The sequence below is a fragment of the Cryobacterium algoritolerans genome (genome assembly GCF_004402785.1).
Classification (GTDB): domain Bacteria; phylum Actinomycetota; class Actinomycetes; order Actinomycetales; family Microbacteriaceae; genus Cryobacterium; species Cryobacterium algoritolerans.
In genome coordinates this window covers 31,779-50,712 of record NZ_SOFP01000054.1, presented here as the reverse complement: position 1 = coordinate 50,712, position 18,934 = coordinate 31,779, and the positions used below count along the sequence as shown (strand labels likewise).

The following is an 18,934-nucleotide window of genomic DNA, read 5'->3' as shown; positions in this document are numbered from 1 at the left end:
GCGCATTCCCCAAATCCAACGTCGTGGAGGGGCATTGCCTGGCCTGATTTTTATCGCTCTTTTGGCAGGAAACCAGCCGCTAACTTGGCCGGTTTCCTGTGCCGAAACGACCTACAAAGAGTTGATCACACACAGATCAGGCGGTTCGGTGCGCAGATTCGTGTTATTCGATAGATCCCCCTGTGGTGCGTGGAAGACGTCTGCCACGGACCGAACTCGGCCGGAACATCACGCCACGGCAGGCCGCACCGGTAACGGTAGATAATGCCCTCGATCACCCGGCGGTCGTCACGGAACGGCCGACCCCGCCGCCCTACCGACGTCGACAGCAACAACAGGGCGATCAGTGCCCACTGGGCATCACTCAAAACAGCTTTAGGAGACACGCCCTAGTAGTCGGTGTTTCCGAGCGATGGCCGGGGTAAGAAACGCGCGGTTGACTGGGCGTGCGCATGCAGCTCCAATATTATAAGTTCGTTGATTCCAGTTCTCAGTTGGCTGCGGGGAATGTATAGGGTGCTCTGAGGTCCTCGCGACCAGTAGCGTCCGAGGTTGAATCCGTTGATCCAGGCGATTCCCTTTCCCCATTCAGAGGTATCGAGGAAGAGATCGGTACTTGCGGACAGGGTGAATTCGGTCTTCGAGAAGCTCGGCCCCATCGGGTCTAAATTCAGGGTGGGAATGCCGGCAAAGAGGGATCCGTCAATTGCGGTGAGGTCCAGACTGAGGACCTCCCAATGCACCAGTTCTTCACCGTTGAGAGTGATCGGTCCAATTACTCCTTTTGGCTCTCCAATACGGGTGCCATAGGAGACTCTGCCAAGGTCCTCCACGAGCAGTTCCAGGATGTCGCCCGCAGGCAACGCAATTGCTCTCTCTCTGTTGTCACGGTTAAGTGCTCCGACGCTTGTGCCGTCGATCGACACGAGCGCGCGATCACGGATCTCTGCGAGACGTAAAATCCCCGAGCGGGCGATCTTGTCGTCGGAATGGTTCAGAGTGGTTCTGTAGATGCAGAGGCCACGGTATTGCTCAGTGTGATCCATCGTTGGTGCGTGTTCAAATACTCTCCATCTGCCAAGTTTCTCGCGCACGTCGGTCAGCGGAACCGTGATTTGGAACGGCGTTTGAAAGGCGGGTGCGTTTGTTGCTGACGCTGGGACACAGGCAGGGAGCTGTGAATAACGGCCGATGACTTCGCGGAATGCGTGGTATTTCTCAGTTGGGTATCCGGCTTCGTCAAGGGGGGCGTCGTAGTCGTAGGAGGTGACTTGGGACTTGTAGGTGCCTTTGTCATTCGCGCCGTTGCTGAATCCGAAGTTCGTGCCGCCATGGAACATGTAGATGTTGACGGATGCGCCTGCGGCTAACATCAAATCGAGTTCGTGGGCCGCATCCGCAACGGGGGTCGTGTGGTGGTGTTCGCCCCAATGGTCGAACCATCCGTCCCAGAATTCGGAGCACATGAGCGGGCCTGTGGTTTGGTGTCGGCGTAGCGTTGCGAGTCGCTCATTGCTTCGGGAGCCAAACGAAGCAGTTCGGTGCAATTCGGGGAGGCTGCCGTCGTCGAGCATCTGGTCGGTCGACTGATCGACCGTCGTGAGGGGCACGGTGATACCAAGGTCATGGGCCATAGCGACTAGAGCCTGGAGGTATGGTTTATCGGCCCCGTAGGCTCCGTACTCGTTTTCGATTTGAAAGAGAATGACGGGCCCTCCTCGATCGATCTGGGCAACCGAGATGATGGGGAGCAGTTGTTCAAAATACTCGCGGACGGCCGTGAGGAATTTAGGCTCAAATCGTCTGATACGCACGTCGGGGTCAGCGGTCAGCCAGGCCGGCAGTCCCCCGTTGTCCCATTCAGCGCAGATGTACGGGCCGGGCCGGATGATTGCGTGCATACCCTCCTCTGAGACGAGGCGTAGAAATCGGGCGAGGTCGAGTCCGGCTGTTGTGTCGAACACGCCGCGCTGCGGGGCATGTTGGTTCCACGGAACATATGTCTCGATCGTGTTGAGACCCATCAGCCTGGCCTTATGGATTCGGTCGGCCCATAAATCTGGGTGCACGCGGAAGTAGTGCAGAGCGCCCGAAATGATCTGAAACGGCTTGCCATGAAGCAAGAAATCGTCAATACCGATTGTGAAGGTCGGCGACTTGGTTTCGCGTTTGAGTGAGGAGGTTTCGTGGTTGACCGTCAAAATCCCGTCCCGCCTGCTGAAAGACATTCTTGGTGTCTGGGCCAAGGACCGGTGTGGAGGCGAATGCGCCGGGATCGCTCGACCCAGTTCGGGATATCGGCGTCTAGGCGCCCGAGCGCTGTGGCGTGTGCATGAACTCTGCGCCACACGCAATGGATGGTAAAAGCAAACTCATCGAGCGTCTTTCGAGTCGACCTCTTCACGCTTCTTTACTCCTCTTGACTATGAAAGTGCTCGTGCCAGGACGGTACTCCCGCGCCCCGGAGGGTGGAGGGAAGCGGCCCTGGGTCGTGATCGCACTTGTGTCTAAGGACAAAGGTACGATCGATTGAGGCCGTCGAACACGAGAGAACGGTTGAGTATCTGGAGAGAACGATGACAGCGGTGACCGATTTGTCGGGTGTGATCCCGGATGGTTTCCCGGGTCAGCGGATGCTTGTGGTGCCACGCCCTCGAGTGAGGGAGGCGCTGGCGCATCCCGGGACGTCGCACCTTGTCGTCACGGACTGCGGGTATTTTCCACAGGCGCATTCTCATGGCCGAGTGCGGCAAAGCCCGATTCCCCAAGCCGTCGTAATTCTTTGTGTTAAAGGCAAAGGCTGGTGTGTCACCGCGGCGGGCAGGTTCGCTGTCACCGCGGGGCAGGTCATTATTTTGCCTCCGCATCAGGCTCATTCGTACGGGGCTGATTCTGACGACCCTTGGACTCTTTGGTGGTTGCATCTGGACGGAAGTGACCTTGAAGGGTTTCTCTCGTTCGCGGGCATGACAATTAGTGCGCCCGTTCGGACGCTGTCCGACATGTACGCAACTGTGTCGCTGGTTGCCGAGGTGATCCAATGGATGGAGCGTGACACAACAGATTCGAGCCTTCTCGCAGCAGCCGGCGCGGCTTGGCATTTGATGGCTTTGCTTGCGTCAGACAGAGCTAGTGCTGGGGGGACGAGCAACTCCATTGAGCGGGCGATTGACTACCTGCGGGGCCACGTCACCCAGCGAATAAGCGTGACGGACCTCGCTGCGATGGCGGGGTTGAGTAATTCCCATTTTGCGGCACTTTTCAAGGGGCACACCGGTTTGGCGGTCCTGAATTACCAAACTCAACTCCGGATGGCTAGCGCCCGCGAGTTGCTTGACACGACTACCCAGCCGGTAGAAATGATCGCCCATAGTGTTGGTTACGAGGACTCGTTCTATTTTGCTCGCCAGTTCAAGAAGATCCACGGGCTGACTCCTTCTGTCTATCGGAAGCACGACAGGGGCTGATCCGTTGGGCAGTCGCTAGGGTGTGCCAGTCGTATGGGCAGACCACTGGATATCGAGGCCTGCGCAGCCTCCGGGCTCGATCGTATGCAGGGGCGATAACACTTCCAATTCGACGAGCCACGCGTTCGGATGAAAACCGCTGAGCTCGTTGAGGGCATACGATACCGGGGATTGCGCCCATACTTCGATCCGTGATCCGTGGTCTGGGTATTCCGCTCCCTCGTCGACGGTGGTTTTGAGGGCGAGACTGGTTCCTGCAGGTCCTCGCCACTTAATCTCTCCAGTGGAGTGGGGGAATCCGAATTTGGCGACCCCAGGTTCGATCGGCACTCGCGCGATGCCGTCTGCGATGGTTGGTCTTACTGCGCCTGCGTATCGTGCGAGTTCGATAGGTGGATGGTTGGACGCGACGGCGACTTCTACTGCGGAGTCCGTTGCCCCGTCTCGGGCCGCGAAAGTGTCGATTTGGCACACTTCCCAGAGAGACCACCGCACATTGCGGTGGGATGCGTTCGTGAAGGTGGTGTGTTCGAAGAATGAGGAGCCGGTGGCGGGGATCCGGAATTCGCGTTTGACTTGAAGGCCAGTTCGAGCGTCGTTGGGGCTGGCCATGATGACCTGCTGTACTTTCTCAATTGGGAGCCAGGTGGATTCGAAGGTCCACTCGCCCGCGTCGAGGACAGGATCGGGTGGGCCCGCCCATTGCCCTGCATTTTCTCCTTGCGGTGCCGGCCAGGTCTTGGAACCACCGACGTTGGCCCAAGAGGCGAACGTACCGTCCAGTGTTGCCCAGGAGAGTCTCGGCTTGAGAGCGCGAAATTTTCTGTCAAAGAAATCTGGGTTGATCCACAGCAGTTCTTTCCCTGCGATCTGGAGGGACAGAAGGCGACCGCCAACGGATGGTAGGAAGACAAGCTGCAGGTATTCGTTGCTGATCCGATATAACTCGAGGGAGGGGTCGCCGCTTTCAAGTTGGTGAACTGACAGCTTCATAGTCCAGGACTGCCACCACATTTTGAGTGGTCTCGGATCGCCGTCATAGCGTGCCTTCTTCCTTGACAGTTCCGGTCTTCTGTGGGTTTTCCGCTGGGCTATGCAGCAAGGATTCGCCGATATGACAGGCGGTTAGGGATCGAATCCCCAGGTGAGGGTGAGCAATGCCGCCCGTTATTCGGATGGTGGTTGCTGTCGCGGGGGTGGGGGTCTCGTGCTGGCACCAACCGAATTGAATCATTTCAGACGCAAGGACCTAAAGGTGTCGTAGGCGAGCTTGGGTTTTTCGGTGTCGAAGGTGATCAAGCCGAGCACGGAGACGCCGTTGTATTCCTGGTTGTATCCCGCGCGTTCCTTATAGTCCTTCAGAACCCAGAGGGTGTAGCCAGCCATGAACTCGCGCCGAGCGACGGCCTGTTCCCAGTGCTCGGCGATGTAGGTTGCTTGCCATTCCTCAGTTCCTTGTTCGCTTGAGCTGCCATGATTCCCGGACAGGGCCCAGGTCCCGTTCTCCGTGATCAGGATGGGTTTGTTTGGGTGGGCGGCATGGACACGGTCGATCGCTGGTCCGAGGTCGGTGTTTTGCCCGTAGAAGTAGCCGAAGTACTCATTGAATCCGATAACGTCTGCGAGGTCGAAGGCCGGATCGTTGGTGGTTGAAGAGGACCACGTTACTGGCCGGTGAGTGAGGTCAACGGCGTTGACGGCTGCCTTGAGATCGGCAAGCCACGCACGATAGACGGGAGCGCCGGAGCCATCGATCTCGGATTCATTCTGCAACCCCCACAGGATGACGGACGGGTGGTTGTGTTGATTCCAAGCCATTGCTAATGCCAATGCTCGTGATAGCCCGTAGCGTTCGGTCTGCTCACGTTCTTGTGCTGTGTTTAGCCACATGGTGTCGAGATCGTCCATGACCATGACTCCGTTTCGATCGGCCCACTCGTAGAGGTACGGGTGCCTGTTGTAGACGCTGTTACGCACAAAATTTGCGCCGAGCGCGAGGATGTGGTTCAGCTCGGTGTCGTATTCGGCTGGTGTCATGGAGCGTCCGTGTTTGGCTGTTTCCTCGTGCCAATTCAGTCCCTTCAGGAACAGAGGATTCCCGTTCATGTTCAGTTGACCGTTGGCGATGCCAAGATCACGGACGCCGTAGTTCGTCGTCAATCGGTCGACGGGGTGGTGGCGTCCGTCGTGGCCTGGGGTAGTTGTGAAGAGAGTTGCTTGGGCGGTGAGTACATTGGGCTCATCAGCGCTCCAGGTTGGCGCCTGCATTATTGGGATGATGATGGACGCGACTACTACCGATCCGGCCGGGACATGGACCGGAATGGACATGGTCTCTGCCGTGGACTCAAAACCAGGGTCTAGCTGTACGTTTCCGGTGAAGTCCGCATGACTATGGTTTTCGAGGATGATGCGCGCGTCAAGTTGACCATCCGCGGTTGTGATGAGCACTTTGCTTATCGATGTTGGAGCGACACTTTCGAGCCAGACTGAGCGTGTGATGCCGGCATATGGCCAGTAATCGACGGGCTTGTATGGGATCTCAAAGTCGTCAGTGACTGGCTGGCCTGGCGGACTGTACGAGGTATAGGAAGCTCGACGAAACACGCGAATGGCGAGTGTGTGCAATCGGCCAGGCCGGATCGAGTCGGTGATCGGCAACGAGAACGGCGTGTTGGCGCCTTCATGCTTACCGAGGTGGATACCGTCGAGCCACACATCGGCGCTGTAGCCAACGGCTAGAAAGTTAAGCCGCAGATGACGCTCCGTCCAACCGCCGGGTAGTTTCACTTCACGCCGGTACCAGGCATAGCCGTCGAGGAATGCCGTACCCTCGCCAAAGTGGCTGCCATCCAGAGAGCCGAAAGCTGGTGTGTCGAGCAAGTCCCACGCGGAAGGGACGGCGATGCTTTGCCACTCACTGTCGTCGTATCTGGAGTTGTTCCAGCCGCCGTCCAGCCCGATAACCTCGGGGTCCGATGCAAAACGCCATTGTCCATCGAGGTCGATGTAGTCCCGTTCCGGTTCTCTAGTGCGCCAGCCATCGAAGCTGGGCAGCACCGCTCCATAGGAGAAGACCACATTGGTTTCGCCGACTCGCTGCACGTGCGTGCCAGACGGCTCAGTTGGAGGATGGGTATTGAGAATAGGCATTCCTCCTGGGGTGACAGCCGCCGACGCTTGCGCAGCTGCCGGCCACACTGGTAGCGCGACGAATCCAACACCGCACAATGCACCGGCAAGGAAACTCCGCCGCTTCATTCCTGCGGCGAAGGGTGATGGAGATGAGGGAGCGGTCATGATGTCTCCTCGTGTTCGTAGGGAAGCCCTGGAGGTTGGAAGTGTGGGATTGCTGGCTGTGGTGTTTCCGTTCGGGGCCTGCCCTAGGAGTTCGCCGTTTCGCGAGTGGCACTATCCATATTTTTGAGTACCGAGAGTTGTGTGCGGATAGTCGAGACGACGTGGTCGCGTTCGGCTGCTGGGTCGTCAATGAACAGCAGCATTGTGGGGAGGCTCGTTGCAAAGAAGTCGATTTTTGCCACTGATCCCTCATATTCATTTACCCATGTAGCGAGTTTCCGGGCGACTTGCTGCGCCTGCTCATGGCGTCCGAGTCTGTGGAGTGCCACGATCGCGTGGTGTGTCTGGGTGCTGAACGGTGTTGCCGACATCTTGGTGAAGTCACCGGTTGACTGTGCAGCCTGTTGCCAGTGCCCTTCGGCCGCGCACATGTCGCCAGCTCCAGCCCAGGAATCTCCAAGCGCCAACTGCAGCTCGGAGACGTTGGCTAGGTGATGCCGCCCCTCGCCGAGGTTTCGCGGAGGTCGAAGCGCTGCTTCTAAGAGCCTGATGGCCAGTTCGTGGTTGTTCGAGGTATTGGCGCTCCGAGCTAGGGAGAGGGCGGCCCGATCCCAGGCAGCGAGGACTTGCCCCTCTCCGCCTTCCCATGGCTGGAACTGTCTTTCAGCGAGGAGAGTTTGAGCATCGAACGCTCGGTCGACATCGATCAGAAGTTGCGCAAATGACACCGTCAAGTCGTCACGCTGGTTCACGATCTCCTGACGTTTCTCCAGCTGTATAAAACGTTCCTCAGTGGACGTCCCAAGCCGCGCAGAAAGCTGGTCAAATTCAAACCAGAGTTTCGCGTTGCCAGGTTCCCCGTTGAGGGCGCAGCGGTAGTGGTCGGTCGCGGCATCGAAGTCGCGGAGCACGTTATAGGAGGCGATGCCAAGATTCCGATGGACGACGGTCGCTACTTCAGTGGACGGGTTGGAGCTGAGCGAGAGGTGCCAGAGGCGGATCGCGTCAGCATACCGGCGACGGTCGTAGTACCAGTGCCCTAGCAGGGAGGCTGCGAGTGGGTCACCCGGTTTAATTTCGAGAGCCGTTCGGAGCACATCGACATCATCGAGGCGTGATGGGAGGGTGAGCTTTGAGGACCCAAGGCTGGCTGCATCTACAGCGGCTCTGGCCTCCTGTGCTTTGCCCTCTTGGTGGAGGAGAGCGGCACGGTGGTAGGAGATTAGTGGCCCTACGTTTACTTGCCCGGGCGCAAGGAGGGGAAGGAGCGCCACTGCGTCGTCTAGTGCCGTGAGTGCGTGATCGATGAATCCTGCGGCGGCGTATTCAAGCGCGACGTCGAGCATTACCGTGGCGTCCGACGTGACGGGCTGCTTGCGGAGGTGTAGTGCCCATGCATCGAGCGGATCTTGGCTTAGGGTATTGGCGAGAACCTGGTCGGCCTCGGCAAGGTGGCCGGCCGTCTGGAGTAGAAGCGCGAGCAAGTCGGCTGCCTGCAGGTGACGATTGTCCGCTGTGAGTACGTCTCGAAGCGTTTTGATAGCGACGTCGATCTGCCCCATCTTGGCGTGCTCACGAGCGAGAAGATAGCGTGCCGGGACTACGTACGCGTTGTCCCATGAGGCGCGTGCGAGAACGTTGAGTGCCTCTCGCTGTCGTCCGAGCCGCGAGAGGGCGAGGCCGAGCCGGTAGTGTGCTGACCCATCCAGCGGAGTGGGTGCCCATTGAGTGCGCCGAGTCACACTTCGGGACAGCATCTCGACGGCGCCCTCATAGTCAGCGCAGTCATAGAGCCGCGCACCGAGTCCGGCGGTGGCTCGTGACTCCTGGGGGTCCCGGGTCAGGATTTCACGCCAGTAGGGTTCCGAGGATCGCGTCGCGTGTCGATACTGGTCGAGATAGACGGCGATTTGGACTAGCTCGTCGATGGTGCCGACATCGCTGGGAGCGGCCGGTTCTTCAGCGTGCCGGGGTTGCTCAGTGACCACTTCGTCCTGTCGTGGATTGAGAGTGAGCATGGTTTTCTCGTCGGTAAAGATGCGTAGCTCAAGTTCATCGCCTGGCTGCTCTTGGCAAAAGGAGACATCATGACGGAACGGACCGGCAGGGCTGAGACGGTGGGTGCCATCGTAGAGAACGCGACCATTGCTTGCGCTTAGTCGTACGTGGGCGTGCGGAATGACTTCAGATGAAACTATTCCGATGCGCGCTCCGGCTTCGGTGATGTCCAGCCGGGCGGCCACATCAGCACTTGCCTCCTGAGCCGGTCCTATCTGGCTAAGCGGATACCAGAATTGGCTGAACGTTTTCGTCTCGCCGGCGGCCAGATACGCAAAGTCGGGCTGGTTGTCGGTGTAGACGCCGGCCATCAGCTCCACGTACGGACCATCGGCATCGGTAAGATTGCTGTCCCAAGCCCACCCAAATGGTGCGTTTCCCCAAGTCCACTGTTTCTTGCCCGGGGAGATGTCGCGGCTGGCCCAGTGAACAAAGCCGGCATTTCGGCCGTGATCGTATCCACCAAAGAATTCGCCGTCGGTAGAGGTAACCATGTACGAGGTCGGCACGGGAATGTTGCGGTACCAGTCCAGCCGGTCAGCATCGGGGCTCTCCGGGGTAACCCGGCTCGGGTAGTCGATGCCGTAATAGGGCGTCCGGGCGTGCGGGAAACTTACGATGGCACGCTTGGCATGGTCAGCGACGTAGTTGACATCTGTTGGGAAGAACGACTGGTAGTCGTCATTGACGGCGGCCGCGACGTTCGCCCACCACAGGAACGTCTGGCGAGTTTCGGACCGGTTGTAGAGGCGCACCCGCGCTTCGATCTTTGAGCTATTCGGCCGCAGTCGGATACCGTGCATGCCCTTCATCCGAGCAAACGGATCATGGTCGGAGCACCAGACAGTCACCGAGCCGTCATCTTCGCGCTCAATGCTGACGTCGGTCGGGAGAAATGTGGCCGGGCGATGATGCTGAGGCCAGTTGAACTCAATCCCCCCCGAGATCCAGGGCCCCGCAAGGCCCACAAGAGCGGGCTTGATGACGTTGTTGCGATAGAACATGTCGTATTTAGCCACTTTGTCGTAAGCGATGTGTATCCGGCCGCCGAGCTCTGGAAGGATTACCAGACGGAGCCACTCGTTTTCAAGATGTATCGCTTGCCACAGGTGAGGAGACTTGGTCTGACTGATGCGTTCGTGGAATGGCAATGGAAACACCCGTCCCGACGAGCCTTGGTAGACGCGAGTTTCAAGAAACGCGGGAAAGTGGTCCGGTGTCTCTGGGAGGTATGTGTCGATGCTGATCGGTTCGGACCATGCTGCCACGGGCGCAGCTGCCAGGGCAGCGGGGATTGAGGGGAGAATGATTTTTGATGCCCGCGAGGGCCCTTCAGTGAGCATAGGGCGAGCCTATGGTTGGTCAGCTTGGGTCCGGAATACACGATTCAATGGACAACCTAGACAAAACAACTTTTAGTCCGCCGTAATACGTGCATCACGGTGGCCCATCCGACCCTATTTGCTGGGCATTTCTTGCTTCAGCGGTCGACAAGACTTCACGAAACCATGGAATGGGCGGTCGCTCGGGGATGCCGCGCAACGCCTGGTCTGGCGCTAACGCGTCTCACATTGCGGCACTGCGCTTTCGGGCGCGACAGCGCCGGGCGGGTATGGAGCTGCTCACAAATGGTGGGCGCGCTTCTTTGAATCCCGCTATTTTGCTTCCTGAAACAGCCTGTTCATCCGTCGTTGGAATTCGACGTTCGCCCACCCCGGGTGGTGCGGAGCTGAGTTTGACCCGGGCAACGTTCCCCAGTAGCCCAGGTCGGCGCACCGTTGAACGGCGTAGGTCGCGAAGTATTGTCCGACTGGCCCATCCTCGAAATCGGCCTCAAGAGGCGTGTATCCGATCCAACCTTCGCCGATCACCGCAGGTACGTCGTGGTGGGTGGCCCAGATCATGACGGCCTGCAACCGGGCCTCCAACGCCTGTTTCATCGCAATTTCATGCTCTGCGAAGTGCCGGTACATCCACGCGTCCCAGGCGATCGGGTCCACCCAGTCGTAGGCGTAGAACATGCTTGTGGTGATTCCCGTCGCTTGTAACCGCCACGGTTCGATCGTTGTAGTCCATTCGTCGAACGGGGGTGCGTCGTCTCTAAGAATGGACTTCAGTTCCTCGGTTGGGAAAATTGGCGGCTCTGCGCGAACCTGCGCCCATGCTTCGAGAGAAGCAAGGACTCCGTAGATGTAGAAGTGTTGGTGTGCGACTTGCGCGTTGTCTGGGATGGAGGCGAGGTCCAGGTAAGGCGGAATGCCGTAGCACACTGTCGATAAGACGTCGGGATGGGCGTCCTGTAGAAGCCGGAGGGCATTGTCGAGATACGGTCGTTGCGCCCAGAAAGTATCAAGGCCCTCCGATGGGACTTCTGTCAGGCGGGATAGGTCGACCTCGTTGTGGATCTCGACATACGCGATGCGGTCGTCAAGTGACTCTTCCTTGAGGTAAGTCACCAGTTCTGCCTCAGCATGGGCAAGTGCCTCGTGCCTATTCTCCGCGGGAATTGCGCGGAGCATGTCGTGCCACGACGAGTTGGAGAGAAATGCGGGACTTTGCTGGTATTCCCATGACGAGATAATCACGAAGCAGCCGTGACGTTTGGCCGCCTTAAAAAGAGCCAAGAGGTGGGCTCGTCCATTGAGCACGGCGCCTCCGGTGGCGTTGTACCACCTCGTGCGCTGACCGGTGTCGCCGCCCATGTTCACGAATTGAAGCGCCGTCGTGTCGATGTCGTGTTCTCCGAAGAGGAGCAGAGGCGCTGCGCAGATGCGCACGGTGTTGTAGCCGCGATCCACGGCTTCAGCGAAGGCACGATCAAGATCGTAAAAGGGTTCGCCCTTGGCTGTTTGGGTATACCAGGTGAAGTCCCAGAGGGTGATCGTCAGCTTGGCGGGAAGTTGCGCTGGGGTCGTGGTGAGACGTGAGGGAGTCATCGTTTCCTTCTATCGATCGTGGAGGGTATTTGAGGAACGTTTCATCCCTTGACGCTTCCTTCGGTGAGACCCGCCTTCCAAAATCGTTGCAGGCTCACTATGGCGATCATGATCGGGATGACGGATAGGAACGCGCCACCGATGGCCAGTTGGTACAACTCGGGGTGACGATCTGAGACACTCTGCCATTGGACGAGACCGAGGGTAATTGGATAGAGGCTCTGGTCGGAGAGCATGACGAGCGGCAGAAAAAAGTTGTTCCAGATGCCGATGAATTGGAACAGGAAGATCGTCACGGCGGCGGGCATCATCAATCGCAGGACAAGAGTGAAGAAGATCCGGAATTCTCCGGCCCCATCGAGACGCGATGCCTCAAGGAGACTGTCTGGGACGGCGGCCTGCGCGTAGATGCGGCCGAGATAAACACCGAACGGGCTCACGAGGGAAGGGAGGAGCACAGACCAGTAGGTATTGACGAGGCCGACTTGGCTCATGAGTAGGAACAGCGGAAGAGCCAGTGCTGTTCCGGGAATCATCACGCCGGCCAGAATGATGTTGAACCAGACCTCGCGGCCGCGGAAGGTGAATTTTGCTAGGCAGTATCCAGCCGCGAGAGAGCAGATTGTGGCCACGACGGCGCCGACCCCGGAATATAGGACGCTGTTGAGCGTCCATCGGCCGAAGATTCCGCCGTTGTAGGTCACGACATTGACCAGGTTGGTCAACAGCTGCGGGTGGTCCAGGGTCAACCCGGAAGATCCAAATAGGCTACTTGTGGATTTGGTGGCGGCGATTGTGAGCCAATACACCGGAAAGAGAAAGTAGACGGCGGCAACCGCGAGGGCTGCGGTTACCAGAATTCTCCAGCCGGGGCTGCGCTGAATCCTGCGTGGCTTTTGGACCGTGCTTGGTTGCTTTGGCGACTGATCCTTTCCCTTTTTGCCGGTATGAGTGCGTTCAGTGGTCGTCATGATGGGCTCCCCCCTCGAGTGACGAGTTTGAGAAATCCGAATGAGAACGCGCATGCGACGAGTGCGAGAAGGACTGACTCTGCGGCGGCAAGGTTGTAGTTGTTGTTCGCGAATGCCTCGTTATAGGCAGAGAGGTTGGGCGTGAAGCTAGAGGTGATTGCGCTCGAAAGCGGTTTGAGGACGAGCGGCTCTGCAAAGAGTTGGATGGTACCGATGATTGTGAAGACAGTCGTGAGCACGATGGCCGGGCGGATAAGCGGCAGCTTGATCCGAGTGATAACTTGCCACGCGTTCGCGCCATCGATGGAGGCTGCTTCGAAGAGATCAGCGTCGATAGATTTCAGTTGGGCGACGATCACAAGCATGTTGTAGCCGGCATACTGCCAGGTGACGATGTTGGCGATGGACCACAGGATCGAACCTCCGCCGAGGAAGTCGAGATCCAGTCCGAGAGCTGACCCGAAGTTGACCAGCGGGCTCAGTCCCGGGGTGTAGAGAAAACCCCACAGAATCGAAGCGATAACACCAGGTACCCCGTACGGCAAGAAGTACGCCGATCGGAAGAACCGCACACCCCAGGCAGATGCTGCATCGAGCAGAAGCGCCAGAGCGGTGGCGAGGATAATCATGACCGGTACCTGAACGACTGCGAACAGGAGGACCCGGCCGAGACTGGCGACGAACGCCGAGGCGCCAAGTGCGGTGATGTAGTTGTCTAGGCCAACGAAAACGGGGCTGCTACCGCCCTGACCGAATGCGCCGGAACGTTGGATGCCGGTCACGCTCTCGTAGATCGCATAGACAAGGGGCAGGACCATCGCCAGGGTGAAGAGGACGATAAAGGGGCCTAGTAGCCCGGTTATCGCTAGTCGGTGCCTGGATCGCGTGGTTGTCATGACGCTGTCTTTCTCTGCAATTCCTGGATGATTTCTGTGGTTTTTGGGTGTCGCCGTGTGGGAGGAAGCGGGGCCGGATAATGATCGTAGGGTCTGACCCCGCAGCGTCCTGATTGTCAGTCCCCTGCGCGAACTTTCAATCCCTTTGCCTTCAAGTCAGCAATCGTCGCGGTCTGGGCGGCCTTCACCGCGTCCACGAAAGTCCCGTTGCCTTCCACGGCCGCTTGGAAGCCATCGTTTAGGTGGGTGTAGGTGTTGGCAGTTGTCGGTATCCAACCCCACGACGTATTGATGGACTCGTCAGACTTCTTGAAGACGTCTTTGTTTGCGTTCTGGCCACCGAGGAATTCCTCTGGTTTGTCGAGAGTAGATCCGGCAAGCGCGTTCTTCGCTGCTGGCCAGCCGTAGCCGCCAGCGATAAGAAGGCTGATGCTCTGCGGGTCAGTATTGAGCCAGACCGCGAACTTCTCCGCAGCCTGCGCGTTCGACGCGCCCTTGAGCACTGCGGTGCTCGAGCCACCCCAGTTCGCGGAGGCGTAGGTGCTATCCCACTGCGGCAGTGGGGCGACCTTCCATTTCCCTGCAGTCGTCGGGGCGTTCCCCGAGAGGATGGACCCACCCCATTGGGCAGACGGCCAAGCGACGATATTGCCGTTCTGGAGGTCGCTGTACCACCCGTTGGCGAAATCAGGTTCGGTCTTGATGAGCCCGGCTTCGCGAAGTTTGTCCCAGTAGGAGGCAACTTTGATTGTGGTGTCCGAGTCGATGTTCACGGTCCAAGTGTCTCCGTCGAGGCCGAACCACTTCGCGCCTGCCTGCCACGCGAGAGCCGTAAACCAAGCTGAGTTGCCAGGGGCGAAAGTATTGATGTATTGGTTGGGGTTTGCGTCGTGAATGGTTTTGGCGGCCGCGGCATATTCGTCCCACGTCGCCGGAGCCTTCAGCCCAAGGGCGGAGAAGACATCCTCCCTGTAGTACAAGCCCATCGGTCCGGATGCTTGAGGCACCGCGTATACGGAGTCGCCGAATGTTGACTGAGCCAGCTGCCAGTCCACGAATTTGCTGCTCTCGACGCCCATCCCGAGGGGCTTGAGATCAACAAGACCATTTTCAAGAACGAATCCGGGAAGTTCCTGGTATTCGATCTGAGCGAGATCGGGCGCCCCCTTGCCTGCCTTCAAAGCAGAGTACATCTTCGCGTACGTTCCGGAGCTTCCCGCAGGTGTTTGCTCCAACTTGACCTGAATATTCGGGTTTTCTTTATTCCAAAGGTCCACGGCCTTGTCCACGCCGGGCACCCATGACCAAAACGTGAGGTTTGCCTTCTCTGAAGGATCAGAAGAGGACCCGGGTGGCGTGCTGGTACATGCGGTCGTAGCGAATACCGCCGCCACAGCTACTACTGCTGCAATCGTCCTGATGCGTTTCATTTTCTCTCCTCGTTGAGGTGCTGGGCTGGGGACGTAACATTGTGTTCGGCGCCGTCGGACGGGCAGAGTTCGGCAAGGTTGTGGCCCCGGCACTCGCATGATTTGTGCGCTTTAAAACTGGGTTTTATGAGGTACAGTAGCCGCCAAAATCGACTTCTCCGGGGCCAAGGAGGCGGTTCTTGCGTTTGCCCTGGCTCCGTGCCGGCAGCTCGTTCTCCATGGAAGGGCGACAGCCGCCCACAGGAACTTTTCTTTGAACATATGGCGAGTCTAGGCACTCCAGTCCGCTGCCCGGAATGAGCGAACCGCTGGAGAAACAAGACAAAACGCTGATCGTCCGTGGGCCATAAGAGTTGAATATCGCCCATGAACGACGCTGACACAGCCACCGATGCCTGAACTTGTGGGAACTCAGATTGCGGCGGGTGCCCCGCTCCAAAACGTTGGACCAGTTTTTGTGATGATCCTGTGATCCTGCACTTCCGGTGCCGGAGCCCACACCCGATCGAATAGGCAGCCAACACGGATGGTCCGGATCATCGATTGTGCTGTTGAGCTGGCATCGGATTCCGCTCAAAAGCTTCGCGCCGGCCCGGTAATCGTGGATGTGCATTAACTCGCCTACGGCAAGCGAAGTCGTCGGGGCTGGCACTTCAACTTTTCATGTCGCCGTAGCGCAGGTATCCCTCGGTCATGCGGAATGCTTTAGAACCGTCGCGGGGTTCGCGGTGTTCGCCGCGGTCGCGGCAGCCCGCCATCCCGGCACGAAGCTTGAGCGAGTCGAGGGTGGGCCAGAGTGCGCGATGGTGCCAGTCGACGAGTGCGGTGGAGGCTTTGGCAGAGCGGGTGTCGTAAGCGGCGCGGTGGGCGACCATGAGCGCGGTGAGTTCTTCGACGGCGATGGGGTGGCGGTACCAGCATCCCGGGAGTCGGTAGCTGGGGTCGGCCAGGTTGGTGAGGTAACGGGAGTCTCGCCAGGCCACGAACTTGCCGAGTTCGTTCCAGAGCTTCACGGCTTGATCGTGTGGGAGTGCTTCCCAATAGTAGGGTCCGCCTGGGGCGCGGAGTTCGTACATGTCGAAGACGTCGGGCAGGATCTTTTCGACGTTAACGAGGCGGGCGTCGAGCCCTTCAATACGCATCGGATCAAGTTCATCGTCGTCGCTCATGCGGTGATACCCTCCAGCTTCAGCGACCATTCCTGGGACTGGTGGAGCTGGTCTGCGTCGGGGCGTTTCCACCAGGGGGTGAGGTGCACGAGCGCTTCCTTCTCGCGGTAGAGCAGCAGGGCGTGGCCCTCGGGGATCTTGCGGATGTCTTCGACTTTCATCCGGCGCTCTTCCCGCTCACTGGTGGACGTGGAGTGGGTGTCTCGCCCGGCACCGTTTCGCTGCAGGGACTTGCTGGTTTGGGTGACTTGGTGGGTGCCGATGAGGCGGGAGATTTTCTCGAGGAAAGTTTCGTCGGCGAGGCCGCCGAAGATGATCTTCGCGGCCGAGGATTCAAAGATCGTGGTGGCCGCTTCGGGCCCCCACTTGCCAACCAGCTGGGACATGGATTGGGCGAAGATCCAGGTGTGGAGACCACGGCCGCCGCCGTCGCTCGTCAGGTTGGGGAGTTGCGGGAGCGGGGACACGTTGGCGACCACGTTTCCAGTCGGGGTGACAGCCGTGTCATGCACGGCGACTGATGCGTCAGGTAACACCGCGTCGGCTGGATTCACGGTGACCGTGGTCGACACCACCCCGCCGGTCCTGACTGTCCCAACCGATGTCACGGCTACGGCGACGTCGGTCTCGGGCGCAGTGGCCACGTACCCGAGTGCAACCGCTCACGACATCGTCGCCGGGATACTCCCGGCAATGCGTACTCCGGCGTCCGGGGCCACGTTCGCTCTCGGGCAAACCACGGTGACGTGCACGGCGACGGACCCGTCGGGGAACACGGGTACGGCGAGCTTCCACGTCAGTGTGAGTTACTTCTGGTCCGGTGTGCCCGCACCGTTTAGTGCCGATGGGAGTTCCACCTTCAAGGCCGGCAGCACCATCCCGGTCGAGGTCACCCTCACCGGGACAAGCGCATCAATCACTAACGCGACCATCAAACTGACCTATGCGCAGGTGACCAACGGTATTGAGGGTCCCGTCATGAATGCGAGCACGAACGTCGCATCGACCACCGGGAACGTGTTCCGGTACAGCGGCCAGGAGTACATCTTCAACTGGTCGCCCCGGGCACGTACTCCGTCAAGGTGGACCTCGGTGACGGCGTACCCCTCGCCGTGCTGATCACCCTGAAATAACACAACCTGAATCCGGTGGGTCGGCCGGCCCGACCCACCGGACCCCACCACACCCGAACCCCGCGCGACAGATACGACACTTCCCCAAGAGAACTAATTCACGGATTCCCCGCAAACGGACCTTGACGGCCACAGATCCGCCGCCAACCTTCGAGCCGCCGCCCAGCCGTTGCGGTCCTACTTGGGAACCCTCACTGGAACCCGCAATGCGATTGGTCAACGGCCGATCACCGAATGAGCTTCTGTGGCCGATACCTGAAGTGCCCGACATGGAAGGGCTTGCAGCGTGGCTTGACGACTTGACCGACGAGGAAGTCCTCGAGAGGGTCTCCCAGCGCTCTCGCACGGGCCCGACCTGGTGGAGGCGAACATGGAGGCCATCCGAAGTCTCAGCGGCGAAGTTCTCAAGTTCGCGGACGGACGCGCTCAGAGGATCATTCGGCAGAGTGCAGAGGATGTGCGCGAAAGTGCCGAAAAACGGCCCAGTGATTCAGCGGCCTGTGAGTTATGGGAACAACCCGCCATTTGCAAGCCCCCTGCATCCCTTTGTTTCATTGCGAATCAGGGGGTTTTGCTTGCCGGGATTGACCCAGCGGTAACGCAGCAGTAACGGAACATCTGTGAGCGGGTGTGAGCAAGTGCGAGTTGAGGCATGCGGTGGGTGGCGACCCGCCCGACTGCCAGGAATCCCGCACCTTCGTCGCGACGATTTCCAGAGTGCGCTGTGGCGGCTCGAGAGCAGCAGATTCAACGTCCTCGCACAGGCCGGGAGGTCCTCGTGGAGCGGATCAAGTACCACTTCGAGCAGACCGAGGGAACCTACGGGTATCGCCGAATCCATGCGGACCTTGTCGCCGAGCAGACGGAGTGTTCCCCCGAACTCGTCCGGCAACTCATGCGCCAGGAGGGCCTCGTAGCCTGCCAACCACGACCCTTCCGCGTCACGACGGAGGCCGATGCGCTGGCCGCGGCGAACATGCCCGACCTCGTCAAACGCGACTTCACCGCCGACCGTCCGGGGGTGAAGTTCATCGGAGATATCACCTACATCCACACGTGGCAGGGGTTCGTCTACCTCGCCACGGTCATCGACTGCTTCTCAAAGAGGGTCGTGGGGTGGTCCATCGCCGATCACATGCGCACCGAGCTTGTCGAGGACGCTCTCAAGAATGCCGCTGTAACTACCCTGATCCTGCCGAACGCAATCTGGCACTCCGATCGCGGAAGCGTCTACACCTCAGCCGCTTTCAGGACCCTCGTGACCAGCCTGGGCATGCGCTCATCCACGGGCCGCACCGGGGTCTGTTGGGACACCAGCATGGCGGAAAGTTTCTTCTCGATGCTCAAGAACGAGCGCGTATATCGGACCGTTTACGCGACCAAGACCCAGGCTCGAAGCGACATCATCCGCTACATCGAGGGGTTTTGCAACAGCTGACGCCGGCACTCAGCGCTCGGTTACCGACGGCCCAACGAAGTCCACTATGGTTATCAGCAGCCAGCCTTGGCAGCTTAGACGAATCCACTAATTCCGCTGTCCGAAATCCCCGCAGCAGCCCAGTCAACCCTGCCAC

Annotated in this window: 12 protein-coding genes and 2 pseudogenes; 3 read left to right on the top strand and 11 right to left on the bottom strand. The window is 59.1% G+C overall.

Going from position 1 to position 18,934, the window contains the following annotated elements; genetic code table 11:
• Nucleotides 1-179: 179 nt before the first annotated feature.
• Together E3O19_RS12360 and E3O19_RS12355 are read right to left on the bottom strand one after the other, a co-directional pair.
• A pseudogene (locus E3O19_RS12360) lies at nt 180-386 on the bottom strand (transposase); the annotation flags it as partial.
• Between the two features lie 3 nt (nt 387-389).
• Nucleotides 390-2,228, bottom strand: coding sequence for a glycoside hydrolase family 35 protein (locus E3O19_RS12355; protein WP_134568015.1), 1,839 nt, complete (start codon nt 2,226-2,228; stop codon nt 390-392).
• Nucleotides 2,229-2,576: 348 nt separating this feature from the next.
• Between E3O19_RS12355 and E3O19_RS12350 the strand changes: the two genes are divergently transcribed.
• A complete protein-coding gene (locus tag E3O19_RS12350) occupies nt 2,577-3,467 on the top strand; it encodes an AraC family transcriptional regulator (protein WP_134568013.1) in 891 nt (296 codons plus the stop codon).
• A gap of 15 nt (nt 3,468-3,482) precedes the next feature.
• On the opposite strand, the gene E3O19_RS12345 is transcribed toward E3O19_RS12350, so the two are convergent.
• From E3O19_RS12345 to E3O19_RS12305, 9 genes are all read right to left on the bottom strand, one after another.
• Complete coding sequence (locus E3O19_RS12345) at nt 3,483-4,460, bottom strand: hypothetical protein (RefSeq protein ID WP_134568011.1); 978 nt, start codon at nt 4,458-4,460, stop codon at nt 3,483-3,485.
• Between the two features lie 237 nt (nt 4,461-4,697).
• The gene (locus E3O19_RS12340) at nt 4,698-6,767 is read right to left on the bottom strand and encodes a glycoside hydrolase family 2 protein (RefSeq protein WP_198413904.1); all 2,070 of its coding nucleotides are present in this window, start codon (nt 6,765-6,767) and stop codon (nt 4,698-4,700) included.
• An 83-nt stretch (nt 6,768-6,850) separates the two neighbouring features.
• Complete coding sequence (locus tag E3O19_RS12335; RefSeq protein WP_134568009.1) at nt 6,851-10,168, bottom strand: DUF5107 domain-containing protein; 3,318 nt, start codon at nt 10,166-10,168, stop codon at nt 6,851-6,853.
• A gap of 312 nt (nt 10,169-10,480) precedes the next feature.
• Nucleotides 10,481-11,761, bottom strand: a complete 1,281-nt coding sequence (locus E3O19_RS12330; RefSeq protein WP_134568007.1) for a cellulase-like family protein — start codon at nt 11,759-11,761, stop codon at nt 10,481-10,483.
• Between the two features lie 41 nt (nt 11,762-11,802).
• Nucleotides 11,803-12,732 carry a carbohydrate ABC transporter permease gene (locus tag E3O19_RS12325; protein ID WP_134568005.1) on the bottom strand — a complete coding sequence of 310 codons (930 nt, stop codon included), beginning with the start codon at nt 12,730-12,732 and terminating at the stop codon, nt 11,803-11,805.
• Nucleotides 12,729-13,628 (bottom strand): carbohydrate ABC transporter permease, encoded by a 900-nt coding sequence (locus E3O19_RS12320; protein WP_134568003.1) that lies wholly within the window; start codon nt 13,626-13,628, stop codon nt 12,729-12,731. The genes E3O19_RS12325 and E3O19_RS12320 overlap by 4 nt, the downstream gene beginning before the upstream one ends.
• A gap of 116 nt (nt 13,629-13,744) precedes the next feature.
• Nucleotides 13,745-15,058, bottom strand: a complete 1,314-nt coding sequence (locus E3O19_RS12315) for an ABC transporter substrate-binding protein (RefSeq protein WP_134568001.1) — start codon at nt 15,056-15,058, stop codon at nt 13,745-13,747.
• A 653-nt stretch (nt 15,059-15,711) separates the two neighbouring features.
• Nucleotides 15,712-16,227 (bottom strand): hypothetical protein, encoded by a 516-nt coding sequence (locus tag E3O19_RS12310; RefSeq protein ID WP_134567999.1) that lies wholly within the window; start codon nt 16,225-16,227, stop codon nt 15,712-15,714.
• Entirely contained in the window at nt 16,224-16,694 is a 471-nt protein-coding gene (locus E3O19_RS12305) for a type IV secretory system conjugative DNA transfer family protein (protein ID WP_420898611.1), read from the bottom strand. Before E3O19_RS12305 ends, E3O19_RS12310 begins: the two co-directional genes overlap by 4 nt.
• On the opposite strand from E3O19_RS12305, the gene E3O19_RS12300 reads away from it, so the two are divergent.
• Nucleotides 16,612-17,346, top strand: coding sequence for an HYR domain-containing protein (locus E3O19_RS12300; protein ID WP_134567995.1), 735 nt, complete (start codon nt 16,612-16,614; stop codon nt 17,344-17,346). The genes E3O19_RS12305 and E3O19_RS12300 overlap by 83 nt on opposite strands.
• A gap of 666 nt (nt 17,347-18,012) precedes the next feature.
• A pseudogene (locus E3O19_RS12295) lies at nt 18,013-18,876 on the top strand (IS3 family transposase).
• The last annotated feature ends 58 nt before the right edge of the window (nt 18,877-18,934 follow it).